Origin of the sequence: Arthrobacter sp. 2MCAF14 (genome assembly GCF_052115645.1) — a bacterium.
Taxonomy (GTDB): domain Bacteria; phylum Actinomycetota; class Actinomycetes; order Actinomycetales; family Micrococcaceae; genus Arthrobacter.
On the sequence record NZ_JBFRHB010000002.1, the window covers coordinates 188,154 to 207,193 of the forward strand.

The following is a 19,040-nucleotide window of genomic DNA, read 5'->3' on the forward strand; positions in this document are numbered from 1 at the left end:
TATGACCCGGTTCATGTTGGGCCGTTACCGTTCGGAGCGACCCGGTCCGGATGGGCCTTTGTGAGCCGGTTCAGATAGGCCCGTGAGCCGCCCTGGTGAGCCGGTCCAGCGTGTCGCCGTGACCCGGTCCGGGATGCCTTGGTGAGCCGGTTCAGATAGGCCCGTGAGCCGCCCTGGTGAGCCGGTCCAGCGTGTCGCCGTGACCCGGTCCGGGATGCCTTGGTGAGCCGGTTCAGATAGGCCCGTGAGCCGCCCTGGTGAGCCGGTCCAGCATGTCGCCGTGACCCGGTCCGGGATGCCCTGGCGGCCCGGTTCGGACAAGCCCGTGAGCCGGTCCAGAATGCCTTGCGCCGCCGGCCTATGACCCGGTCCAGACAGGGCCGTGACCCTGCAGAGTGACCCGGTCCGGAATAGGTGCAGACTCGCTCGGTCGGGCCTCGCGAGGGGAGAGGACCAGGGCCGGTTGAAAAATCTCCGGGGGAGTGAGCCGAAGGCGAACCTAAGAGTCAACAAGAAGAACAACAAGAAGTCAGTCGAACAGTCAACGAATAGGAATCTAAGAGTTAACAGATAGGGAATCTAATTGGTCATCAAGAAGCCAGCTTTACCCGGTCAGCTATCTCATCGTCTGACGTCTTGCTTTCCAGACCGCCCCTGATAAGCCGGCGGAGGGCGAAGCCCGGAGAAGGCGTTCAGCCGTGAAGCTAACCGAACAGAAGAACGAACAGAAAACGAAGAGTCTGCTGAAAGAACTGCACCGATCAGCTACCCCGCTTGCTGCAGTCCAGGCCTCCAAATGCCCTTCGAGCTTTCCGGCCTCGGAGAACCATCAAGGCCTTTGCCGCCCTTCCCTACCGCGTCCATCTCACTGCTGACGTCGGCAGACGGGTCATAAACACGGCGGCTAATTCCAACGCGAATATTTACAGCTCTTGTCAAAGCGCTTGTCGCTACGCTCAAGCGCTTTATAGAGGTGTTAATATTTCTGTCATGACCACGCCATATTCCCCTACTGCCTCTCCGATCGATGTCCTGGTCATGACTGCAGCGTCCCTTTCATCCTCGACCGTCACCCCTCAGGTGTTCGTCCTGTCCTTGGCCACGCGGGCCTTCTCGGAAGGTATAAGCCAATCCGAACTGCTCACCTTTCTGAAGAAGCACACTGGAACTCATCCCGGTCTTTCCTCACTGCTTTCGAATCGTCCTGCACTCCGACGTCTACTCGATCGCGCCCGCGCAGTGGTTCTTAATTCTTCTCCTCAAGCGGCGGCGGAAAACCGCATTTCCGCGGCGCGTCTCACCCTGGGCCGAATCTTGACCCCGGTCCGGGTCGGCGCTGACGGGGCACCGGTCCTGACGCCGGCGAAGCAGATCCGTGCGCGGGCGGCGCTGGCCGTGCTCTGCAACGAGCAGCTGAAGTCGATCGACAGCGACAAAGGCTGGAACACGGTCATGATCAGCCATTCCTTCTTGGGGCTCCGCATGGGCGTCACCCGCCAGACCGCCAGGGCAGCAATGATCGATCTGGTGGCGCTGGACTGGGTCCAGCCAGTGGGCGTCACGCGAGCCGACTCGGCAGGCCGGTTCAAGATCAGCTGGTACCTGACGCCGGCCCAGAAGCGGGTCACCGCGCGGGTCAAGGACGAGCAGGGTCAGGTCATCTTCCCGGGTCAGTATGAGGCCATCGGCACACTGGCCGGATGGGACGGCGAGCCGACCGAGAGCGACAGGCTGACAGCCCTGCTGACCCGGGCCGTGGTTCACCCGGCGTGGACCTACGGGAACGGGACCGCCCCGCTGAGCTTCAAATCCTGGCTCCTGGCACTGGCCTCCGCGGCCGGTGTTGACCCGGTTCAGCTGGGCCTTCCGGCACGGTCCATCGCACCTGCCAGGAAGGTCCTGACCAAGGCCGGCCTGGACCTGCTGAACCCGGCCACACAAGGGGACGCCACTCTTGCGGAAAGTGACCTCTCCGACCGGCTCAATGCGGCCCTGGATGCCTGCGCCGAAAGCACTGGAGCCTACGAGGCTGCCGCCGCCGCCAAGGCCGAGTACGAGGCCAACGCCGAAGCCCGTAAGGAGGAGCTGCGAAGGGTCCGCCAGGTACGTGATGAAGCCCGTCCGGCACTCGATGCGATCTTTGGTCCGGTCGAGTGGTACCCGTCCGAGGCCACCGCGGTGAAGAGTGAAACCGCCAGGGAAGCAGCACAAGCAAAGCTCGAGTGGTGGCTGGCCGAGGCGTCCAAGGTGATCGCCCGTGATCCTCTCACTGAGGAGCGGCGCAAGGCCCTGAAGTTCGAGCTCACCAGGCGCCTGAAACTGCGTGGCTTCAAGGGCGACGCTATATCCCTGATGGTCGATCGGGTGATGTCCCACGCACAGCCGCTGTTGGGTACAGACGAGGCCATTCCCCTGGCCACGGAAGCACCGGCCGCGAAGAGCGAATGGATGGGCGCCGCCATGGCCACCATGGCCGAGAAGGAACTGGCCGAAGCCGACCGGGCTGCCTTCGCCAAGGAACTATTTTCGCGACTCCGCCGGCGTGGCTACGAGGTTTCCAAGGCCCGCCAGGTTGTGGACCTGATCCTGCCCGGCAAAGAGGATGTAACCCTGGCAGCCTAGGCGACGCCAATCCTGCACAGCGTCTCTCAGAGGGCCCGTACCGATTCCCGGTGCGGGCCCTCTCTGCCGCCGCCGCCGTCCTCTGCCGGACGGGCTCCGGGATTGTTGTGGCTATCCACCTCCAGAAAAGAGCTAGAAGGGGACACTATTGCTGCACGAAGGCGGGCTCTCCAGCGAAAGGCGCCGTTCTGCCAGGAGCCTCTGTAAGGGCCCGGAAGCTCCGGACGAGCGAGTGCCCGGACCACATAGTCCAAGGGCGCCTGTGCCCCCTTCCAGGGCCTGACGGTAGACACAACTACGGATCTGGCTAGTGACGGATCCGTACGCGGGACGCCTCCCCTCCGCCCAAGGGGACCCCAAGAGTGCACAGGGCAAACGGCCCGGACCGGGAGCCGCCACGGTGACGACGGCGCCGGTGGCCAGTCGGGGTCCGCCCGGCTGATGGATCGGCAGGACTGGAGCCGGCATTCAGGCATACGCTGGGAACTTCGAGAGGAGACCCGAAATGTCGACTACACCAGAGGGCCCGAGGTATGAATCGGCCTTCATGGAAACGCCTGAGGTCGTCCAAGAACTCAGTGATGTCCTCGCGTCCAGGCTCGTGGCCGCCCTCGCCGGCGTCCAGGATCTGGACCAGGTCCGCCAGTGGGTGCGTGGTGATCTGGAGCCGGCCCAGCCCGTCCAGCGGCGTCTCCGCTTCGCCCAGAATGTCCTGCATGAGATCGAAAGTTCCCAGGGGAGGAAAGCCGCCCAGGCATGGGCCCTTTCCGTCAATCCGCGACTCGGATACGACTCGCCCATCAAGGCGATCCGCGAGGACCGTTTTCAGGAAACAGCGGCCGCGGCCAAGGCCCTGCTGGAAGACGCCTACGACGGGTGATCCGCAGTCGAGGGGATAACAACTGGGACGGTTCCGGCGACGAATCCGATTGATCCTCGGCACTGACGTGGACCGGCGGCGCCGGTGATGATCTCTGCGCTATGTGTGTCGCAGAGCGCTTCGACGACGCGCTCAGGATGGCCCCTATATCCCTGTGTGTTGGTTCCTGGGCAAAAAGGCACCCGGGCCGGGGCTGGCCGGCGGACACCTGATCTGCGTAAAGGAACACCCCCGGGTTGGCGGGGAAGGAAGTTCGAGCTGTTAGATGTTGAAGTAGGTTCCCGGCGTGTTGTCACGGCAGCGGCGGACTAGGTACATCTCCCCAGCGGTGGTCATCTTCGCCGTGGAACGGACCGGCAACGACCCGGGCCTTCCCGCTGGCGTAAGAGGGGAGGTTGTTCGAGGATCCGAGCCATCCGTGCAGGACTTCCGCGAACGGGCTGCCGTTGGTCTGGGGCGGCTTGGCGGAGCAGAAGTGAAAGGCGCCGCTGAAGTTGTTTCCGTCTCCTTCCTTGCCAAGGATGAGGGCAGCATCTTCGTCCACCTCGGCGACCGGACATCCTTGCAGGTGAATTTGGGTGAATTTGGTGAATTTGGTGTCTCGGGTGAGTTTGGGAAGCTTCGATTGACGAGACTCCGCATAGGGGCGCTGACAATCGTCGGTCGCGCATCTCAAAGCTTGCGGCTCTTCTGTCCGGACGGCAAAAGCGGTACGTTGAGGGCTATACAAAATGTATTTTCGAGATGGGAGGTGACGCGATGCTCACCATTCAAGACCACCTGGCCAGGACGTTCGCCAACCGGGAGCTGAACCGAATCGACATGCTGCGCTCGTGCTCCATGGCACACGCCAAGGGGCTGACGCAGGCAGAGATTGCCCGCCGGCTCTCGATCTCACAGCCCGAGGTTCACCGGATTCTTCGTAGGATCGAGAATTTCCCGGAGCTTCTGGAGCGGACCCCGCGAGAGGTCATCCTCGATTTCCACGCCGAGAAAATCAGCCATGAAGACATGATGCACGAGCTAATGGGCTGGCCCTACACCTTCGGCCAGGACGCCGAACCGGGCAACCCTGAGGGTGCGCTCACGAGCGGGGACTGGGACCAGGTCGTTGACGCCGTGCACCGGGACCTCATCGACGTCGCCGATTACGAGGCGCTGCTGCAGACCGTCCACCCGACGGCCGCGTAGGTGGATGACGCGACCCTGCGCAGGGTCGAAGCGGAGCTCAATGCCCTGAACGCCACGGGCGCGGAACTGCATCGGCATTCCGTTCTGGCCACGTACCGCCCCGGCGATCTGGTGAGCCCGGACCGGATCCGCTTTCAACGCCGGCTCCTGGACGAGCTCATCGCTGACGGCGAAGGGGACATTGCAAAAGATGGCCTGGCCGCTGTCGTGACCGCCGGACCGCCCGGCGCCGGCAAGTCCACCATGGTGAGGACGCTGGATCTGGGCGGCCCCGGCTGGCGGGTCATCGACGCGGACAAGATCAAACTTCAGCTACTGGACGAGGCTGTCCGCGACGGAGTCTTCGACGAACTCCTCATGCGCCGGCTGGCCGATGGCCACTGCATCATGCCCAATGAACTCTCGAGCCTGGTGCACAACGAATCCGTCTTGCTGGCGGACCGCCTCATCGAACGGTCCCTGGAAGCGCGGGAAAACGTCATCATCGAGGGGACACTCTCCTGGACCGGGCTGCCGCGGCAATATGCCCGGATGCTGGAGCTCAACGAATACGAGAATGTCACCATTGTCGATGTTGAAGTGGATTGCGCTACGGCACTCGAGCAGGCCTACTTCCGTTGGTCCGAAGGGCGCACCGCAGCGATCAACGGTACCGACAACGGCGGTGGCCGCTTCACGCCGCGCGAAGCCATCACCTCGATGTACGGTGACTCCGGCTTCAGCATCTGCAATGAGAACGCCGTCGACTTCTTCAACGGCGACGGCGCTTCGGGGTTCAGCGTGATGGACCTGATCGTCTCAACAGGCACGCTGCCCGAGGGTGCCCAGGCCTACCGGAGGATCGTTGGCGATCACACGGATGAACCGCCTGCCTACCTGAAAGACAGTGGCCAACGGGCCAAGATGGGGATACTCGAAATCTGACAAAGGGACTCTGGCCACGGCATTAAATCCGTGGCCGGAGTCCCCTTTTTGGTCCGGCAGTGCTGGTTAGCCCGATCGCGGGCGGATCGTGAGTCGCGGCGCTCGACGGTGTAGAAGACCGTCGCATTCCCGCAGCGGTCTTCGGCTCCGGGGAAAGGGCCGGCCGTGACCGCGGCCTTGCCGCTGGCAAATGCCTTGCCGTGGACGGGGGAGTTGAAGTGTCCGAAGAGGATCTCGTCGAACGGGTCATCGTTGGGGCACAGCGGCCGCGGCTCACAGTAGTGGTAGGTGCACTCGGGGTTGCTGCTGGTGCCGACGGTTACCAGTCGTTACCGAGAACCATATCGTCGCGCTCCTGGGCTTCGCGGGAGTCTTGGAGTGCTTCCTCGCGGATGACCAGCTGCATTTCGGCCTCCCAGGCCTGGTCCTCGACGACAGTGCGGACGGCGGCTTCGACGTCCGCTTCGATGCGCTCCATGCTGAAGATGCCGCGGACCTCGTCGGCCAGGGCGATGTCTACGTCGCCGATGGAGTAGAGGCCAACCTCGTTCGGGCCGCCGGCCGGGATGCCCAGCGTTTCGAGGGCGTCTGAGATCTTCTCGGCCTGGTCCGCGTGAGCGTCCAGCCAGGACTGGACGGCGCCGCCGAGGTCGGTGCCGATGCCGTAACGGGTCTGCTCGGCGAAGGCTGCGTCGTAGAGGGCTTCGAAGTCTTTACCGGATTCGGCGTAGGCGGCGGTGACGAAACCGAGGGCTGTTGCGATGCGGGTGCCTGTTGCGTTGATCATGATGCTCGCCTTCGGTATGTTCCTTTGTCCTATTAATAAGTATAGCGTTGATGGGTACTGAAACAAAATCCTGAGAGGCCCTTTCGAGGTCATTTTCGGGCCGGAATCCATTGCAAACACTGGGGACGATGGTGCGGTGTCAATCCGCCGGCCCGCCATGGCCCCTCAACTATCACGAAGGACGCGTCGCATAGGGTCCGGCCAGCAGCCGGACGACGCGGGCCTTGGCCACTACACGGCCTCTGCTATCCACGAGCAGGCACACCGCTACGAACACGTACAGCCAATAATCCGCAAGATGGAGAATGCGTTCCTGGTGTACCGGACGACCTTGGCGGACGGCTCGCGGGAGGATCTCCAAGACATTGGTATTGAGGGATTCCGGCAAATGTCTGGGGCGACCACTTCGCCAACTCCTACTCTGGCCGCGACCCTTATACCGACGGCTACACGGGCGTCCAGGGGCTGTTCGGTGGGCACTACGGCGGGCACATCGGACTGGCTGGATATGGGAGGAAGACCTCAGTATGCGCAACTTCAACCTGGGGGTGATGGCCACGGCGTAACCGACACGACGACAGAGCCCGGCAGGGGGACAAGGAAAAGCCCCGCACCGTATTGGCGCGGGGCTTTCTCCCTTCTGGTGGGTCTAGGCTGCCAGGTGGGCCGCCAGGTAGGACTTCGGGTCATCTTCGGCGAGGCCGGCGATGGCTTCCATACGGCTCTTCTCATCCATGGCGAACATCTCATTGGAGGCGGCGCGAAGGCTGAAGCCGTCTACGGCGCCGCCGGCCAGGTCGGTGATGGCCTCGGTAAGGTCCGCCGTGGCGATATAGGCCAAGGTGGAGATCCCCTCGGCCTGGAAGCGGCTGCGCAGGAATCCGGCTTCGCGGATGGCGGCGGTTTCGGTGAATACGTCTGCTGCGGTCATTTTGTGCTCCCTGGCGCTTGGTCTCTTTTGTTCCTTGCTTACATAAACACTGTATCAGTACATGCGTAGCGGCGTATACCCCTGCGATCCGGAGTTTCGGCTCCTTCCACAAAGCGGATGCTCGTGGAAGAAGTCCTCTGGTGGCGAAGTTTTCTCCGACCGGTCGTCCGCCAAATCCGGGCTGATTAACCGCGGCTATGGTTCACGTACGCGACGCATTGCCCCTGGTTCTTGAACTGTGGATAGTTCATCCATCCGCCGTCCTTGCACCCATCCTTGCTCGTAATTATGACGGACACGGTGTCGCTGCCGGAGTTGACGACGTAAACGTTGTGGGTTCCCGGATCCACCGCCACGGCATCCGGATTTCTGCCGACGGGGATGGTGTCGGTCACGGTGCTCCCGTTGATCACGGATACCGTGCCGTTAGCCATGAACGGCTCGTCGTTGGTGACGTAGACGGTGTGTGTTTCCGGGTCCACGGCCACGGCAATCGGATTGCTGACGGGGATTGTGGCGGTTACTGTGCTCCCGTTGATCACCGACACGGTAAAGTCGCCATCGTTGGTGACGTAGACGGTGTGTGTGCCCGGATCGACAGCCACCCCAGTCGGATCGTATCCGACTGGGACGGTGTCGGTCACGGTCGTCCCGTTGATCACGGACACCGTGCCGCTGTTGGAGTTGGCGACGTAGACGGTATGCGTGCCAGGATCAACAGCGACGCCAAGCGGACGGCTGCCGACGGTGATCGTGTCGGTCACGGTCGTCCCGTTGATCACGGACACCGTGCCGTCGCCTCTGGGTGCGTTGGTGACGTAGACGGTGTGCGTCCCCGGATCCACGGCCACCCGATTCGGGCGGAACCCGACCGGTATGGTGTCCGTCACGGCGGTCCCCTTGATCACCGACACCGTGCGACTAGTGAAGTTGACGACATAGACCGTGTGTGTCCCCGGATCCACCGCCACCCCAATCGGACCGATGCCGACGGGGATGGTGCTGGTCACTGTGGTCCCGTTGATCACGGAGACCGTGCCGGCGGAGCTGTTGGTGACGTAGACGGTGTGTGTGCCCGGATCCACCGCCACCCCAAAGGGAAAGCTGCCGACGGGGATGGTAGCGGCCACGGCAGGGGCGGCAGACGCCGCCTCCATTGAGATCGGGGCGCCTGCCAGCGCTACAGCCAGAACGGCTGCGGCACCAACGCGGGAGAAAGAAAGGCTACGCATGCGATCACTCCATGTCGTGAGGTTGTTTGTGGAGGGTGGTCTTTGGTTTGTCGAGGGGATGAGCCCGGATGGTTGGGCGAAGTGTTCGTTCGGGTTGGGGCAGGCTTTCCGGCTCGCTGTGATGACATCCTCAAAGGGGTGTCTTTCGCTTGCCCTGGCCGGTCGACCGAAGAGTTCCGTCACGACACGCAATCCGGACGACCGCCAGTCCGGCGATATTTCGGCAGCTAGTCATCGCGGGTGCCATCGCGGCAAATGGCGCCTCCACCGCGGGGTCCTGGACGTTCCGAGCATGGAGGTCTCCTGACGGTTCGGCGGAAGGAAGCAATCACCCATCGGGCGGAGACCATGCGTTTCGGATGCGGTACGGGCGAACCCTGACGTCGGTGTTGGTGCCGCCCATACCGGGCGGGCTTGGGCGGCCGGGCACAGGGAAGACCATACTCAGTCCGTTTGGCAATCGCTTGAGTGGCCGCCACTTGTTAATAGCGGCGCGTTTCCTCGCGCGGATTACCCGTTACGTGGTCCGTGTCCCGGCAGGTAGGCCAGATAATGCGGCTGCTCGATTCTGCATATACAGGCAACGCGCACGGTGCATCGGAGATGGCCGGCGCGGAAAGCTACTCACTTGCAGCGCGCGAGCAGGAGGCCATGCGCTTGCTCGGACAAGGCCTCAAGGCGACCTCGATCGGACGCCTGCTCGGGTGCAGCCCCAGGACTGTTGCGAAACACCTCGAGCACGCCTACACCAAGCTCGGAAGCAAAACCGGGTGGATGCCCTCCGTGTCCTGAGGCGCGAGAAGTGATCGGCTCCTAGAGCCGACTTCGCAGCGCAGCTGAGCACCATCGTGACCGGGACACCTTTCTTCAGCCGGCCGGCGAGATGCTCGACTCGTAGTCTCGGCGACTGATCGCGGTATCCCGACACGCCGCGGGAATTTCATCTGCCGGACAACTTTTCAGATGGTTTCGGCCCCTACGATAAGCCTCATCACTCGTTCTACGAAGGAGTTCCATTGTCGTACCCGCAGCAACAGACCGTCCCTGCCGGCCCCGTCCCGCTTTGGTACCCGTACTACGGTGCGCCCATCGGTGAGGCCGCACGCCGGTTCTTCAAGAAGTACGCCACCTTCACCGGCCGGGCCAGCCGCAGCGAATACTGGTGGTGGGCCCTGATCTCCGGCGTCGTGGCCATCATTCTGAACATCATCATCTCCGCAGGCGCCACCGTCAGCGACACCGGCGCCATGGTTCCTGGGCCGGGCGCGGTCATCGGCTACATCCTCCTGGTCATCTGGGGTCTGGCCACCCTTATCCCTTCACTGGCCCTGGTGGTCCGGCGCCTGCACGATGTGAACTTCAGCGGCTGGATGATCCTCCTAGGCCTTGTCCCGTTCCTCGGGGGCCTGGCGCTGCTGATCTTCATGATTCTGCCGTCCAAGCCCGAAGGCCAGCGTTTCGACGTTCCCGCCTAGGGCCAGGGGAATCATTCACACTAAAGGCCACCGGCATCGTTCTGGTGGCCTTTGGCGTTACCGAGTCTTGGTCCACCTCCTCCCCTGGGCAGGAGCATCGCAGCCGCGATGGCCCGCGCCAAATGTCAGCATGCATGTGGCCGGGCTTACCGAGGCTCCTATCCTGGCCTCGGCGGGACGCTGTGACCGTCTCCTACGGGACCGGCATCATAGTAACGGTCCAACCGCAACTGGGTGTGGGACCCGTGATGACGTCTAGGTAGTAATCGGCGGCTTTGAGGCCATAGACGTTGTTTGTTCCCGAAGCCTCATGGTTGGCAGTGAAAGCCTCGGGGTCACTCAGGCTGTCGGCTCCACTTTTTAGGGTGGCACTGTAGTAGCAGGAGCCGAGCGTCTTCCAGCTGACGGAGTAGTCGCCTTTGAGAGCGACCTTTTTTGACGTCATTTGGCCGTCTCCGGAAAGCGTTACTGCCGCGGGAATGGGAGTTGATGACGCTGTGGGACCCGCCGATGGCGTTCCGGACACATTTTGAGGGGCGTTCGCAGTTGGCTGAGCCTCCAGCTGACTGATTCTCGATTTGGCTGCGGCAAGTTCTGATGAACTTCCACCGCTGCCGGCCATGATCCCGACGACGAAGGCCACCACCGTCACGACGATGAACACGGCAAGGGGGACCGTCTTCGGGTTCTTCGGCCTTGCATCGAGCCAGTGGCTGCCGGTCCACCATTTCTTTGCGCCGCTTTCCGGATGGAAGTACCAGCCAGGAGGGGGCGCAGGGTTATGGGGCGGTGGTGGAATGCTTGACACGGCAGGCCCTTTCTAGGCTTTGCTGCCACATGCTGTGTGGCGGTTATGATCGACCGTTGGTCATCTCTTCGCATCAATGTATAGGACGTCCCACTCCCGGGCAGTTGCCGCAACGCTGAATTGGTCCGAACCAGGGATCAACGCGGAACGTTGCGGCTCCGCCTCTCCCAGGTTGACGGAGGAGTGGCAGACTATGAGCAGTTTTCGATTACTTGGACCGCACTTTGCAGCTCGGATCGGGGGAGCATCATGGATGTTGGTCGCACGGCCTTCACCGTTGCTTTTCCCGAAGCGAGGAAATTCAGGCCGCCAGGATCATCTCGAGTGTTTTCTTCCTCCTGTTCTGGGTCCTGATGGGTGTCATCCTGTTCAGCACGGCAGAAATTCCCAAATGGCCCGTGTTCATCCTCGCTGGAATCGCGATTGCTCTCTCCTTCGGGTTGTCCACGTATGAGAAACGGCAGTGGAAGGTGCTTGCCCCCATCATCAACCGCAGATTCGCAGAAGAGTTCACATCCCACACCGAGTACGACTACCCGCAGGACGTGGACATCCTGAGCGTCCAGCGATCCATCGCCGTCCGAAGGCCTGACGGGTCCGTCTTGCTCTGGGGCGTAAGCCAGTCAAAGGATGCGTTCAAAGTATTTCCGATGACCTGAGAGGAGCGGGAACCGACGAAAGTAGGATCGACCCACCCTGAGTGGCCAGTGACCGCAGCTGCGTGTTCAGCCCAGTAAGGTTCGGTGTCCCCCAGCTCGGGCTAGCCTGGAATCAGGCTGGACCAGGGTCAGGCCCCCGAACTGCACAGAGTCCGGCTCGAAGGTGAAGGCTTCGCCGAGGACCATGTAGTCCTTCGCGACGGGCATGAATCCGTAGCGCCGCCAGTATTTGCTGAGTGCAGCTTTGGCAGCCATATGTTCCGGGCCGCCTTCGAAGTCGTCCTCATCGAGGACCGGGGCGGCCTGCAGAATGACCATCGGGCAGGAGCGGCCGATGGTCCGAAGGATGGCGTCCATGATTGAGTGCCCGAGCCTGGTGCCGCGGAATTCGGGCTTGATGAAGATATTTTCGACGTACATGAGGTCGCCGCCGTCGCCGTCAAAGTAACCGGCCTCGCCCATCAGGCCCGAGCCTTCGTTCGTCAGCATCTCCGCAAGGTTCGCCAGGTCCTGGTCCACGGCGTCGAGGGTGAGGAACAGCTCGATCTCTCCGGCATCTGGAATCACGGTGACATACGCTTCGCCTATCTCGACGTCTTCGTCCGGGTCGCTGAATTCGTCGTCGAAGATCGAGGCGGTGATGCCCACTTTCCATTCGAGGGGATAGTCCTCCGGGTCATGGCCGACGCCGGGCGCTCCTCGGTACTTGAGCTCGTACTTGAACGACAGATATTGCGGGTCAATGACTGGCAAGGCAGGCTCCTCGGAAAGTGCGTCGCTGCTTGTTCACACGAATTCTACGGGGCGACGCCGGCGGAACGCCGTCCAGACGGCGGACATTGTGAATCCTTAGCCAGCCGCCCCTGGGGGTTGGGAAGCGTCGCACATCGGGGCACTGGGTGCTGGCCGGTCCAGGAAGCGGAGTGAGTCCATGAAGGCTTTTTGTCCGGCATCAAGGAAGGCATCAGGGGATGAGCCGGATATGGCGAGGGCCTGGATGAGGGTTGAGCCGTGCATGACGGTGAGGATTTGAGCGGTGAGCCTTCGGCCATCCGCGTCGGTGTATGTGAACTTGCCAAGGATCGCAGGAAACGACTGCAGGGTTGTCGGATCACGGGTTTCGACCACTGGTGGGGCTGAGGTGGATTTTCCGGAATTGTTCACGGTTGAATCCATGAAGCCTTGCAGGATCTCGGTCGTGTGTGCGGGGTTCATGCACGGCAATGGGACAGCGATAACGGATTGTCCGTGGTATTGGGCGTTGAATACGTCCGCGGTTGCTGTCGTATCGGCTGTTAGGGGAATTGCAACCTTAGTGTGGGTGGGCGGGCTAAGTAGTTTCACTTCGAAGCCGTGGGTCGGGTCGGTGTAGTCGGTCAGACGCAAGGTCGGGGTTGGCTGTGCGGTCGCGGTGGGCAGGGGAGCGGCCTGAGTCGTAGAGGCCGCTGCCGCATGCGGGCCGCCGTTCAGCGTCTGGGGATACAGCGCCCAAGCCCCGACGCCGCAGAGGACGACCAGTGCGGCAATGCCAATGAACAAGGTATTTCTTCTGGGGCCTGACTGACGTTGGCTGTTCTGGCCATCTGCCTCCGTCGACAATGGCAGCGCGGCGCCTTGAATCGTCTCGTCCGGCTGGGTCGGCATGTGGTCGTTGGTCTCTCTATCCATGTAGTCCCCCTGTTTTCGATTGGCGTCGGTGTTGACTGCGGGTTCTGTCGGGTTGGCCGTGCCTCGCGCACCGTCTATGCGCCGACCCCTGTTGCCGGCGCCGAGGGGATAGCTTTGCCTGCTCCGTCGATGACGGTGTTGATGTAGCCGCTCAACTCTTTGATTTCGGCGTCGCTAGGCTGCGCGGCCAGGATTTTCTTGCTGCCGGTGACAAACAGGGTTCCGCTCATGGCCACCATGCTCAGCGTGTAATGCGGTCCTGTTTGGTCGGTGATGGTCTGGACGTTGGCGGTTGATTTCTGTCCGTGCAGGTCCGCAAGAACCGGGGAAAGCTCGTAGCGGGCGGTCTGGCCATCGAATGTCAGGGTTGATGGTGAGCAGCGGGTCCGGGTCTTTTCGAGACTGTAGATGCCCTGCCAGAACAGCCCGGAATCATCGGAGGACGCGGTAATTGTTGAAGTGCTCCCGAGCGGGCCGATCAGGGCCGCGGCTGCCGGTATCCGGTCATCGGAGAGGCTCCCATCGTGCAGAAGGCTCAGACATTCAGCGGGGTCAGTTCTCAGCAAGGCTGAACTCAGCGACTGGATGCCTTGGATCTTTTTGAGCTGGGCGTCGTCCAGTACCGAGGCTGCGGGCCCGTCGATCGCGCGGACGCCTGCAACCATTGCACGCAGCTGAGCCACCGAATAGATCGGAGCAGGCGCTGCACTCGGGGTCGAGCCGGGGCTGATCGTCCAGGGGTCTGTCGGTGCCGCACTGGGTACGGAAGCACTCACACATCCGGAAATCGGCAGGATCATCACGCTGGCGAGCAGCGAAATGAGAACTCGCGGAAACCTCAATGCAACCAACCCCAAAACATAGATCACCGAGGTGAACGCGAGCCGACAATGCACGGCATTGCGGTTACCCACCAAACGTCATACCTGCAGGCATGACGCTTGGACAAGATTAGCTTCTACACTCCTTCCCTGAAAGCTATTGTGGGCGTGGGTCTCGGCCGTGTCCGCTCAGACCAGTATCGAGAGGCCTCGACGCGGCACCGCACATCGGAATGTCAGCGGCATGCCTGCCATGGCGTCGCCTCTGCGCGCCGCGCTGACGGGTTGAAACGAACTCGTGGTGCCGAAGCGCATCTGATTCCCTCGTCGTGGCATCATGTTGTGGATGCGCCGAACTGGCGGCCACCGCATTGAATATTGGGGAAGTACGATGATGAACGATCTCGACGGCGAGTCTGAGGCGAACGACCGTCAGCCGGCTACTCCTAAGCGGAAACACCGCATCATCCTAATTCTCGTGCTGGTCTTGGTCCTGGCGGCCGGCTCCGGGGCGGCCTGGTGGTTCAGTGCCGGGCTCCCGGCGGTTCAGGCTGCCGATGCCCAGACGGCCGCGCAGGCATCCAAGGATGCAGCCGCCAAGAAGAAAAAGGAAGACTCAGATGCCTTCTGGGCGAAGGTCCAGGCCGACAACGCCAGGGTTGCCGACCAGTACCAAAAAGATGCTGCCGCTTCTAGTGCCCGCCAAGCCGCCGACAAGGCAGCCGAACAAGCCGGCACGTCCGAGTCGATCCGCACCCAGATGGAAGCCCAAGGATGGACCCGTTTCTCCGGACCGTTTTACTACCAATACGCACCCAAGTCCGAGTACACCTGCGGTTATCTGAAATGCAGCGTCGTGCACGTCACGACCATGGCTGCAGCAGGATGCCCTGGAGGGCTGTATGTAGCGGCCAGCATCGAACACGGTTCGTCATCGCTGGGCCTCGCCAACAGCATTACCGCCCCACTGGCCCAGGGCAAGGACGCCATCGTGAAGTTGGACGACACCACAGGCCAGGGTGACGGCATGCGACTGGCCGACATCCATTGCCTCTAGCCGGCTTCCGTCTGTTGTTGCCGCAAAGGTCCCCAGGAGGTCACGGCTTGAGAAGCTCCCGAACATCTCTGCGCCGCAGGTACAAGTGACAGTTTCGTACTAGATCACTCGCCAGTCCTGATTGCCAGGCCGGCGTCAGGGCGGCCAGCCCGAGCTCGAACTGCTCCTCGCCGGCGACCTCTGGCAGCTCGTCGAAGACGCCTGCGGCAAACGGAACCTCGGCTGGAGGCAGTTTGGCAACTTCCCGCCGCCAACTCGCCGCGTACGCGCACCCTGACGAATCCTCGTTTGTGCTTCGCCGTCGAGCCATCGCCCAGCCGCCCCCTCATACGCAGATATGGGACCCGTGCCGACCGGGGCCGGAGTACCTTTGATGGCAAATATAGTCACGGCACAGACAAAAGGATGGTTGTGCCACCACTAGAGGGTTATTGAAAACCCAGGTTTCCGAGAACACCAGACCGTTCGATGAGAACCCCGGAAAACAAGCGGATTTCTGGTTCTCAAAACTGGTTCTTGAAGCCAGTTCTCAACAGTTAGCCTCAGATACGGGTATCGAGACGCCACTTGGCGTACTCTGACGTCCGTTTTCTCAAGCGCCTCATGGAGAGTTTGCTGGAGTACTAGACGGATCCGTAGCGGAAAAAGTGGACCGCCAGTCGCAGGACCAGGATGCCGAGGATGAACAGTTCCGCGATGACAATGATGGCTTCCGGGGTGCTGAGCGTCCGAAACCGTTGCGCAGCATGGCGGTCACCGGGGCCGAGAACGGGAAGTAGGTGAAGGCCTGCACGGCGGGGGAGTGCGGGTCGCTAAGGATCAGGCTGATCGCGTAGAACGGGACGAAGATCAGGGCCACGAGCGGCCCGAAAACGACTCCGGCTTCCTTGGCGGTCGACATGAACACGCCGATCGCGACGAGGACGGCCGTGAACAGGGCGAATCCGCCCAGCGGGAGCAGGGCCCCGGTCAATGCGCATACCTGGACCTTGTCCCCCGCCCCGTGTGTTTATGGCTTCCCGATGAGGAGGTGCGGTGACGATGCGGTTTCGTCCGAGGCTTTTGGCTTGGTAGAGGGCGCTGTCTGCGGCCGAGATCATTGCGGCGAGGTCGGAGATGTTTGTGCTGGCAGCGATCCCGTAGCTATTGCCCTGCGCCAGGAGGCACAAAAAGCAGGAGGACCCGCCGCATTGACAGGTCCTCCGTGGTGCTTCTTCGGCTTGGGCGGTCAGGCCGTCGCGCGCCCGGCCAGCACATCCGCCGCGTAGTCGGAGCGGATGCGCTTGTGCTTGCGGGTCGAGCCCGTCAGGGACTCGTCCTCGACCGTCTGTACGTGGCCGCGCTGGATGCGCCGCTTCAGGCCGTCCTTGGTGATCCCCAACATGAGGGCGAAGTCCCCGGTGGAGATGACCTCGCGGGAGCGCAGGAAGACCTCCGTGACCGGGTCGTCGGCGCCGGCTGGGCTGTCATCGCCCAGAGCGAGCTTCACTTCATCCAGGCCCAGGGCAGGCACCGCGGCGAAGTCCTCGGCCATCGGCCAGGCCGGCTCCTGGGTGGCCAGGTATGCAGCGACATCGAGGGCCTTTGCCCGGCGGGCGCCGCGATGCGAATTCGGATCCTCCACGAGCTCGAAGGGCAGCGTGCCTCTCTTTGCACGTGCCCTCACCTGGGGCGCGTTGACTCCCAGGACGCGGGCGACCTCTTCAGTCGAGAGCCACTCCTTGGCGGCAAGCATCTCAGCATCGGTGGTGTAGGTATGGCGGGACATTGCATCGGTCCGGTCCGCTTCTCGGTGTGCCGTCTCGATGGCTGCGTACTGGGCCTTCGTGAGGTGCGGCCGGCTCTGGAGCGCAGCCATCACCTCCGCACGGGAAACGAAGGCATAACGCTTCCTCCCATCGGCGTTGGTGGTGTAGTAGACCGGCACGGCGTTGAAGCGACCCTTGGAAAGGAGAACGTACACGGAACCGGGGGCGTAGCCCAGGGCGATGGCTCCGGCGGCCAGCGGGATCAGATCCGTGGGAGTGTCGGTGGTGGTCATGGTCGTGGTCCTGCTTTCATTCCTTGGTCGATGGTTCCGTGCAAATCGAGGATGGTGCGGAGCTCACAGGTGGCCTGGAGGCTGCCGATCTGCAGATCGAGGAGGGCCCTCTGCTCCGCGGCTGGTGCCATGGTGTCCATGGTGAAGGCCTTCGCGTACCGGCCGACTCTTGCTTTATAGACGACGGTGCTGCCTTTGATGTCTGATGGGACGATCTCGACCGGGGTGCCGTACTTTGCACCGACCTGCGCCGAGGCACGCTGGACGACGGCGGCGTGGCGTTCGCGGTACCGCTGCTGCTTATCTGCCGTCCAGGAATCCCACAGGGAGCCCGGCTGGCGGTGAGGCTCGGTCATGGTCGTCTCTTTCTCTGCGTGCGAATCGGGTGGTCAGGCTGCGTGGGAGAACGCGAGTGCGTTCTCTTCCAGTGCGTGGGCGGTTGCGTTATCGGCCAGATCCGCCCAGAGGTCCCGGTTATCCCGGCTCGTTTCCAGGCGGTCATCGTCGGTGTCGGTGTAGCCAGCGAAGTCGATCAGGACCTCGTCGGCGAAGTCGATCAGGACCTCGTCGGCGGTGTCGGCGTGCATGGCGTATTCGGGATCTTCCCAATGCTTCATCTCGACCCGGACGGCCAGCTGTGCGAGCCGCGTCCACCGCTCGATGCGGTCCCCGGCCAGCAGCGGCAGCATCGCCCTGAAGCGCAGCTCCGATTCGATGGCGCCGCCCTGGGCGGCGCCATCGGCCCAGTACGCTCTGCAGGGATCGCGCAGGATCTCGGTGGTGACCGATGCTGCGGCGCGGGCCTTGCTGTTCTGGAGCGGCAGGGCCAGCAGGGCTTTGATGAGCTCGGCGGGAGAGTGCGCGGCGGCGGGGAACTGGAGGACCGCCATGGCGGTTACGCAGCCAGGGCCAGGGCCAGGGCCGGAGCCGCGACGTCGAAGGAGGCCAGGATCCGGGCGTCGTCGGCCTGGTTTGTCTGGACTTCACGGCAGCTGCGGGCGATGGCGGCCGCGGCCTGACCGTTCGTGATCTCCCGTGCCTCCAGTTCACGGGCTGCCAGGTAGCCGAGGACGTCGTCGGTGGTGATTCCGTCGAATTCCCTCAGGGCGTTGGAGGTGATGACGACGGCGTTCCCGTAGCCGTTCGTGTGCCCAATGATGCCCGCGACGTCCCAAGTTTCGCTGACGGTACGGCAACCTTTCGGGACGAACCTGGCGTAGCCGGCGAGGCCTGGCCTGAGTGTGCCTTCTGCAACCAGCATCTCGCCCTCACGGATAAGGGCCAGAGTCATGTTTTTGCCGTAGAGAGCCGCGGCCCGGGCTTCCGTGTAGCCGTGGCGGCCCTTGAGGATGGCTAGCTTCACCGCGGTGTCCGGGCGGTGGTATCCAGTGGTGAGGATGGCCTCGGTGCTCATGTTGCGCCCTTCGCAGTTCTTGCTATGTTCCTACGTTGTACTAATCATACTTCGGGTTGTCGTCTATGCCAAATCAAGTCAAACGAGGGCCAAAGGGGCACCCACTTCGGTTTGTCCCAGGCCGCGAAAGCACGGATTCGCCGAGCAGAGATGATTCAGCTCCCACGGGATGACGACTTGCGGGCCTTCATCCTCAGTGCATAGCGTCCGCCGGTTTCCGCCGGTAGGACCGCCGCTTCGCGGTACGTCAAGAGCCCCTCTCCGGCAATCGGAGAGGGGCTCTTCTGCGCTTCTCAGGCGGGAGGTTGGCCTGCGGCCCCGGCGTCCATCATGGCGGCCAAGCGCCGGTTGATCTCGGCGTCGACATCTTCCTCCACGAGCGGGCGGTGGCTCGTCAGTAGATTGGCCATCAACTGGGCCAGGTTGCCGTCATCCTGAGTTGCCATGTTCACTGTCCGTCCGTTTTTAGCCGCTGCAGCCGGGTCCGGCAGCAGCTCATCCGATGATAGACGCCACGCTAAATCGTGGGG

The 19,040-nt window shown here is 62.5% G+C and carries 22 protein-coding genes; 8 read left to right on the forward strand and 14 right to left on the reverse strand.

The annotated features are described in order from the left end of the window. Positions 1 to 990: 990 nt before the first annotated feature. Positions 991 to 2,622, forward strand: a complete 1,632-nt coding sequence (locus AB4074_RS02765) for a hypothetical protein (RefSeq protein ID WP_441411975.1) — start codon at positions 991 to 993, stop codon at positions 2,620 to 2,622. Positions 2,623 to 3,127: 505 nt separating this feature from the next. Further along, positions 3,128 to 3,502 (forward strand): hypothetical protein, encoded by a 375-nt coding sequence (locus AB4074_RS02770; protein WP_441411976.1) that lies wholly within the window; start codon positions 3,128 to 3,130, stop codon positions 3,500 to 3,502. Between the two features lie 292 nt (positions 3,503 to 3,794). Here AB4074_RS02770 and AB4074_RS02775 read toward each other — a convergent pair whose 3' ends face one another. Then, on the reverse strand, positions 3,795 to 4,046 hold the full coding sequence (locus tag AB4074_RS02775) for a hypothetical protein (RefSeq protein ID WP_441411977.1): 252 nt from the start codon (positions 4,044 to 4,046) through the stop codon (positions 3,795 to 3,797). 215 nt (positions 4,047 to 4,261) lie between these two features. Between AB4074_RS02775 and AB4074_RS02780 the strand changes: the two genes are divergently transcribed. Together AB4074_RS02780 and AB4074_RS02785 are read left to right on the forward strand one after the other, a co-directional pair. Beyond that, positions 4,262 to 4,693, forward strand: coding sequence for a hypothetical protein (locus tag AB4074_RS02780; protein ID WP_441411978.1), 432 nt, complete (start codon positions 4,262 to 4,264; stop codon positions 4,691 to 4,693). Beyond that, positions 4,694 to 5,617 carry a zeta toxin family protein gene (locus AB4074_RS02785; protein WP_441411979.1) on the forward strand — a complete coding sequence of 308 codons (924 nt, stop codon included), beginning with the start codon at positions 4,694 to 4,696 and terminating at the stop codon, positions 5,615 to 5,617. A gap of 319 nt (positions 5,618 to 5,936) precedes the next feature. On the opposite strand, the gene AB4074_RS02790 is transcribed toward AB4074_RS02785, so the two are convergent. From AB4074_RS02790 to AB4074_RS02800, 3 genes are all read right to left on the reverse strand, one after another. After that, positions 5,937 to 6,404 (reverse strand): hypothetical protein, encoded by a 468-nt coding sequence (locus AB4074_RS02790; protein ID WP_441411980.1) that lies wholly within the window; start codon positions 6,402 to 6,404, stop codon positions 5,937 to 5,939. A 649-nt stretch (positions 6,405 to 7,053) separates the two neighbouring features. Beyond that, the gene (locus tag AB4074_RS02795) at positions 7,054 to 7,335 is read right to left on the reverse strand and encodes a hypothetical protein (protein WP_441411981.1); all 282 of its coding nucleotides are present in this window, start codon (positions 7,333 to 7,335) and stop codon (positions 7,054 to 7,056) included. A gap of 185 nt (positions 7,336 to 7,520) precedes the next feature. Further along, positions 7,521 to 8,567: a beta-propeller fold lactonase family protein gene (locus AB4074_RS02800; RefSeq protein WP_441411982.1), complete on the reverse strand. Its 1,047-nt coding sequence runs from the start codon at positions 8,565 to 8,567 to the stop codon at positions 7,521 to 7,523. A 552-nt stretch (positions 8,568 to 9,119) separates the two neighbouring features. Here AB4074_RS02800 and AB4074_RS02805 point away from each other — a divergent pair. Both AB4074_RS02805 and AB4074_RS02810 read left to right on the forward strand, forming a co-directional pair. Further along, positions 9,120 to 9,359 (forward strand): response regulator transcription factor, encoded by a 240-nt coding sequence (locus tag AB4074_RS02805; protein WP_441411983.1) that lies wholly within the window; start codon positions 9,120 to 9,122, stop codon positions 9,357 to 9,359. 224 nt (positions 9,360 to 9,583) lie between these two features. Next, on the forward strand, positions 9,584 to 10,042 hold the full coding sequence (locus AB4074_RS02810) for a DUF805 domain-containing protein (RefSeq protein WP_441411984.1): 459 nt from the start codon (positions 9,584 to 9,586) through the stop codon (positions 10,040 to 10,042). A 193-nt stretch (positions 10,043 to 10,235) separates the two neighbouring features. Here the strand turns inward: AB4074_RS02810 and AB4074_RS02815 are convergent, their stop codons facing one another. Further along, on the reverse strand, positions 10,236 to 10,850 hold the full coding sequence (locus tag AB4074_RS02815; protein WP_441411985.1) for a hypothetical protein: 615 nt from the start codon (positions 10,848 to 10,850) through the stop codon (positions 10,236 to 10,238). Positions 10,851 to 11,203: 353 nt separating this feature from the next. Here AB4074_RS02815 and AB4074_RS02820 point away from each other — a divergent pair, with 353 nt between their 5' ends. Further along, positions 11,204 to 11,509 (forward strand): hypothetical protein, encoded by a 306-nt coding sequence (locus AB4074_RS02820; RefSeq protein ID WP_441411986.1) that lies wholly within the window; start codon positions 11,204 to 11,206, stop codon positions 11,507 to 11,509. A 66-nt stretch (positions 11,510 to 11,575) separates the two neighbouring features. On the opposite strand, the gene AB4074_RS02825 is transcribed toward AB4074_RS02820, so the two are convergent. From AB4074_RS02825 to AB4074_RS02835, 3 genes are all read right to left on the reverse strand, one after another. Then, on the reverse strand, positions 11,576 to 12,262 hold the full coding sequence (locus AB4074_RS02825) for a hypothetical protein (RefSeq protein ID WP_441411987.1): 687 nt from the start codon (positions 12,260 to 12,262) through the stop codon (positions 11,576 to 11,578). Positions 12,263 to 12,358: 96 nt separating this feature from the next. Next, positions 12,359 to 13,177, reverse strand: coding sequence for a hypothetical protein (locus tag AB4074_RS02830; protein WP_441411988.1), 819 nt, complete (start codon positions 13,175 to 13,177; stop codon positions 12,359 to 12,361). Between the two features lie 74 nt (positions 13,178 to 13,251). Further along, positions 13,252 to 13,860, reverse strand: a complete 609-nt coding sequence (locus AB4074_RS02835) for a hypothetical protein (RefSeq protein ID WP_441411989.1) — start codon at positions 13,858 to 13,860, stop codon at positions 13,252 to 13,254. A 529-nt stretch (positions 13,861 to 14,389) separates the two neighbouring features. On the opposite strand from AB4074_RS02835, the gene AB4074_RS02840 reads away from it, so the two are divergent. Next, complete coding sequence (locus AB4074_RS02840) at positions 14,390 to 15,055, forward strand: hypothetical protein (protein ID WP_441411990.1); 666 nt, start codon at positions 14,390 to 14,392, stop codon at positions 15,053 to 15,055. 601 nt (positions 15,056 to 15,656) lie between these two features. Here the strand turns inward: AB4074_RS02840 and AB4074_RS02845 are convergent. From AB4074_RS02845 to AB4074_RS02870, 6 genes are all read right to left on the reverse strand, one after another. After that, positions 15,657 to 16,028, reverse strand: a complete 372-nt coding sequence (locus tag AB4074_RS02845; protein ID WP_441411991.1) for an ABC transporter permease — start codon at positions 16,026 to 16,028, stop codon at positions 15,657 to 15,659. Positions 16,029 to 16,283: 255 nt separating this feature from the next. Continuing rightward, on the reverse strand, positions 16,284 to 17,096 hold the full coding sequence (locus tag AB4074_RS02850) for a hypothetical protein (protein ID WP_441411992.1): 813 nt from the start codon (positions 17,094 to 17,096) through the stop codon (positions 16,284 to 16,286). Next, entirely contained in the window at positions 17,093 to 17,452 is a 360-nt protein-coding gene (locus AB4074_RS02855) for a hypothetical protein (RefSeq protein WP_441411993.1), read from the reverse strand. Before AB4074_RS02855 ends, AB4074_RS02850 begins: the two co-directional genes overlap by 4 nt. Before the next feature lie 33 nt (positions 17,453 to 17,485). Beyond that, the gene (locus AB4074_RS02860) at positions 17,486 to 17,986 is read right to left on the reverse strand and encodes a hypothetical protein (RefSeq protein ID WP_441411994.1); all 501 of its coding nucleotides are present in this window, start codon (positions 17,984 to 17,986) and stop codon (positions 17,486 to 17,488) included. A gap of 5 nt (positions 17,987 to 17,991) precedes the next feature. Beyond that, positions 17,992 to 18,510: a hypothetical protein gene (locus tag AB4074_RS02865; RefSeq protein ID WP_441411995.1), complete on the reverse strand. Its 519-nt coding sequence runs from the start codon at positions 18,508 to 18,510 to the stop codon at positions 17,992 to 17,994. 293 nt (positions 18,511 to 18,803) lie between these two features. Continuing rightward, a complete protein-coding gene (locus AB4074_RS02870) occupies positions 18,804 to 18,956 on the reverse strand; it encodes a hypothetical protein (protein WP_441411996.1) in 153 nt (50 codons plus the stop codon). Positions 18,957 to 19,040 lie beyond the last annotated feature (84 nt).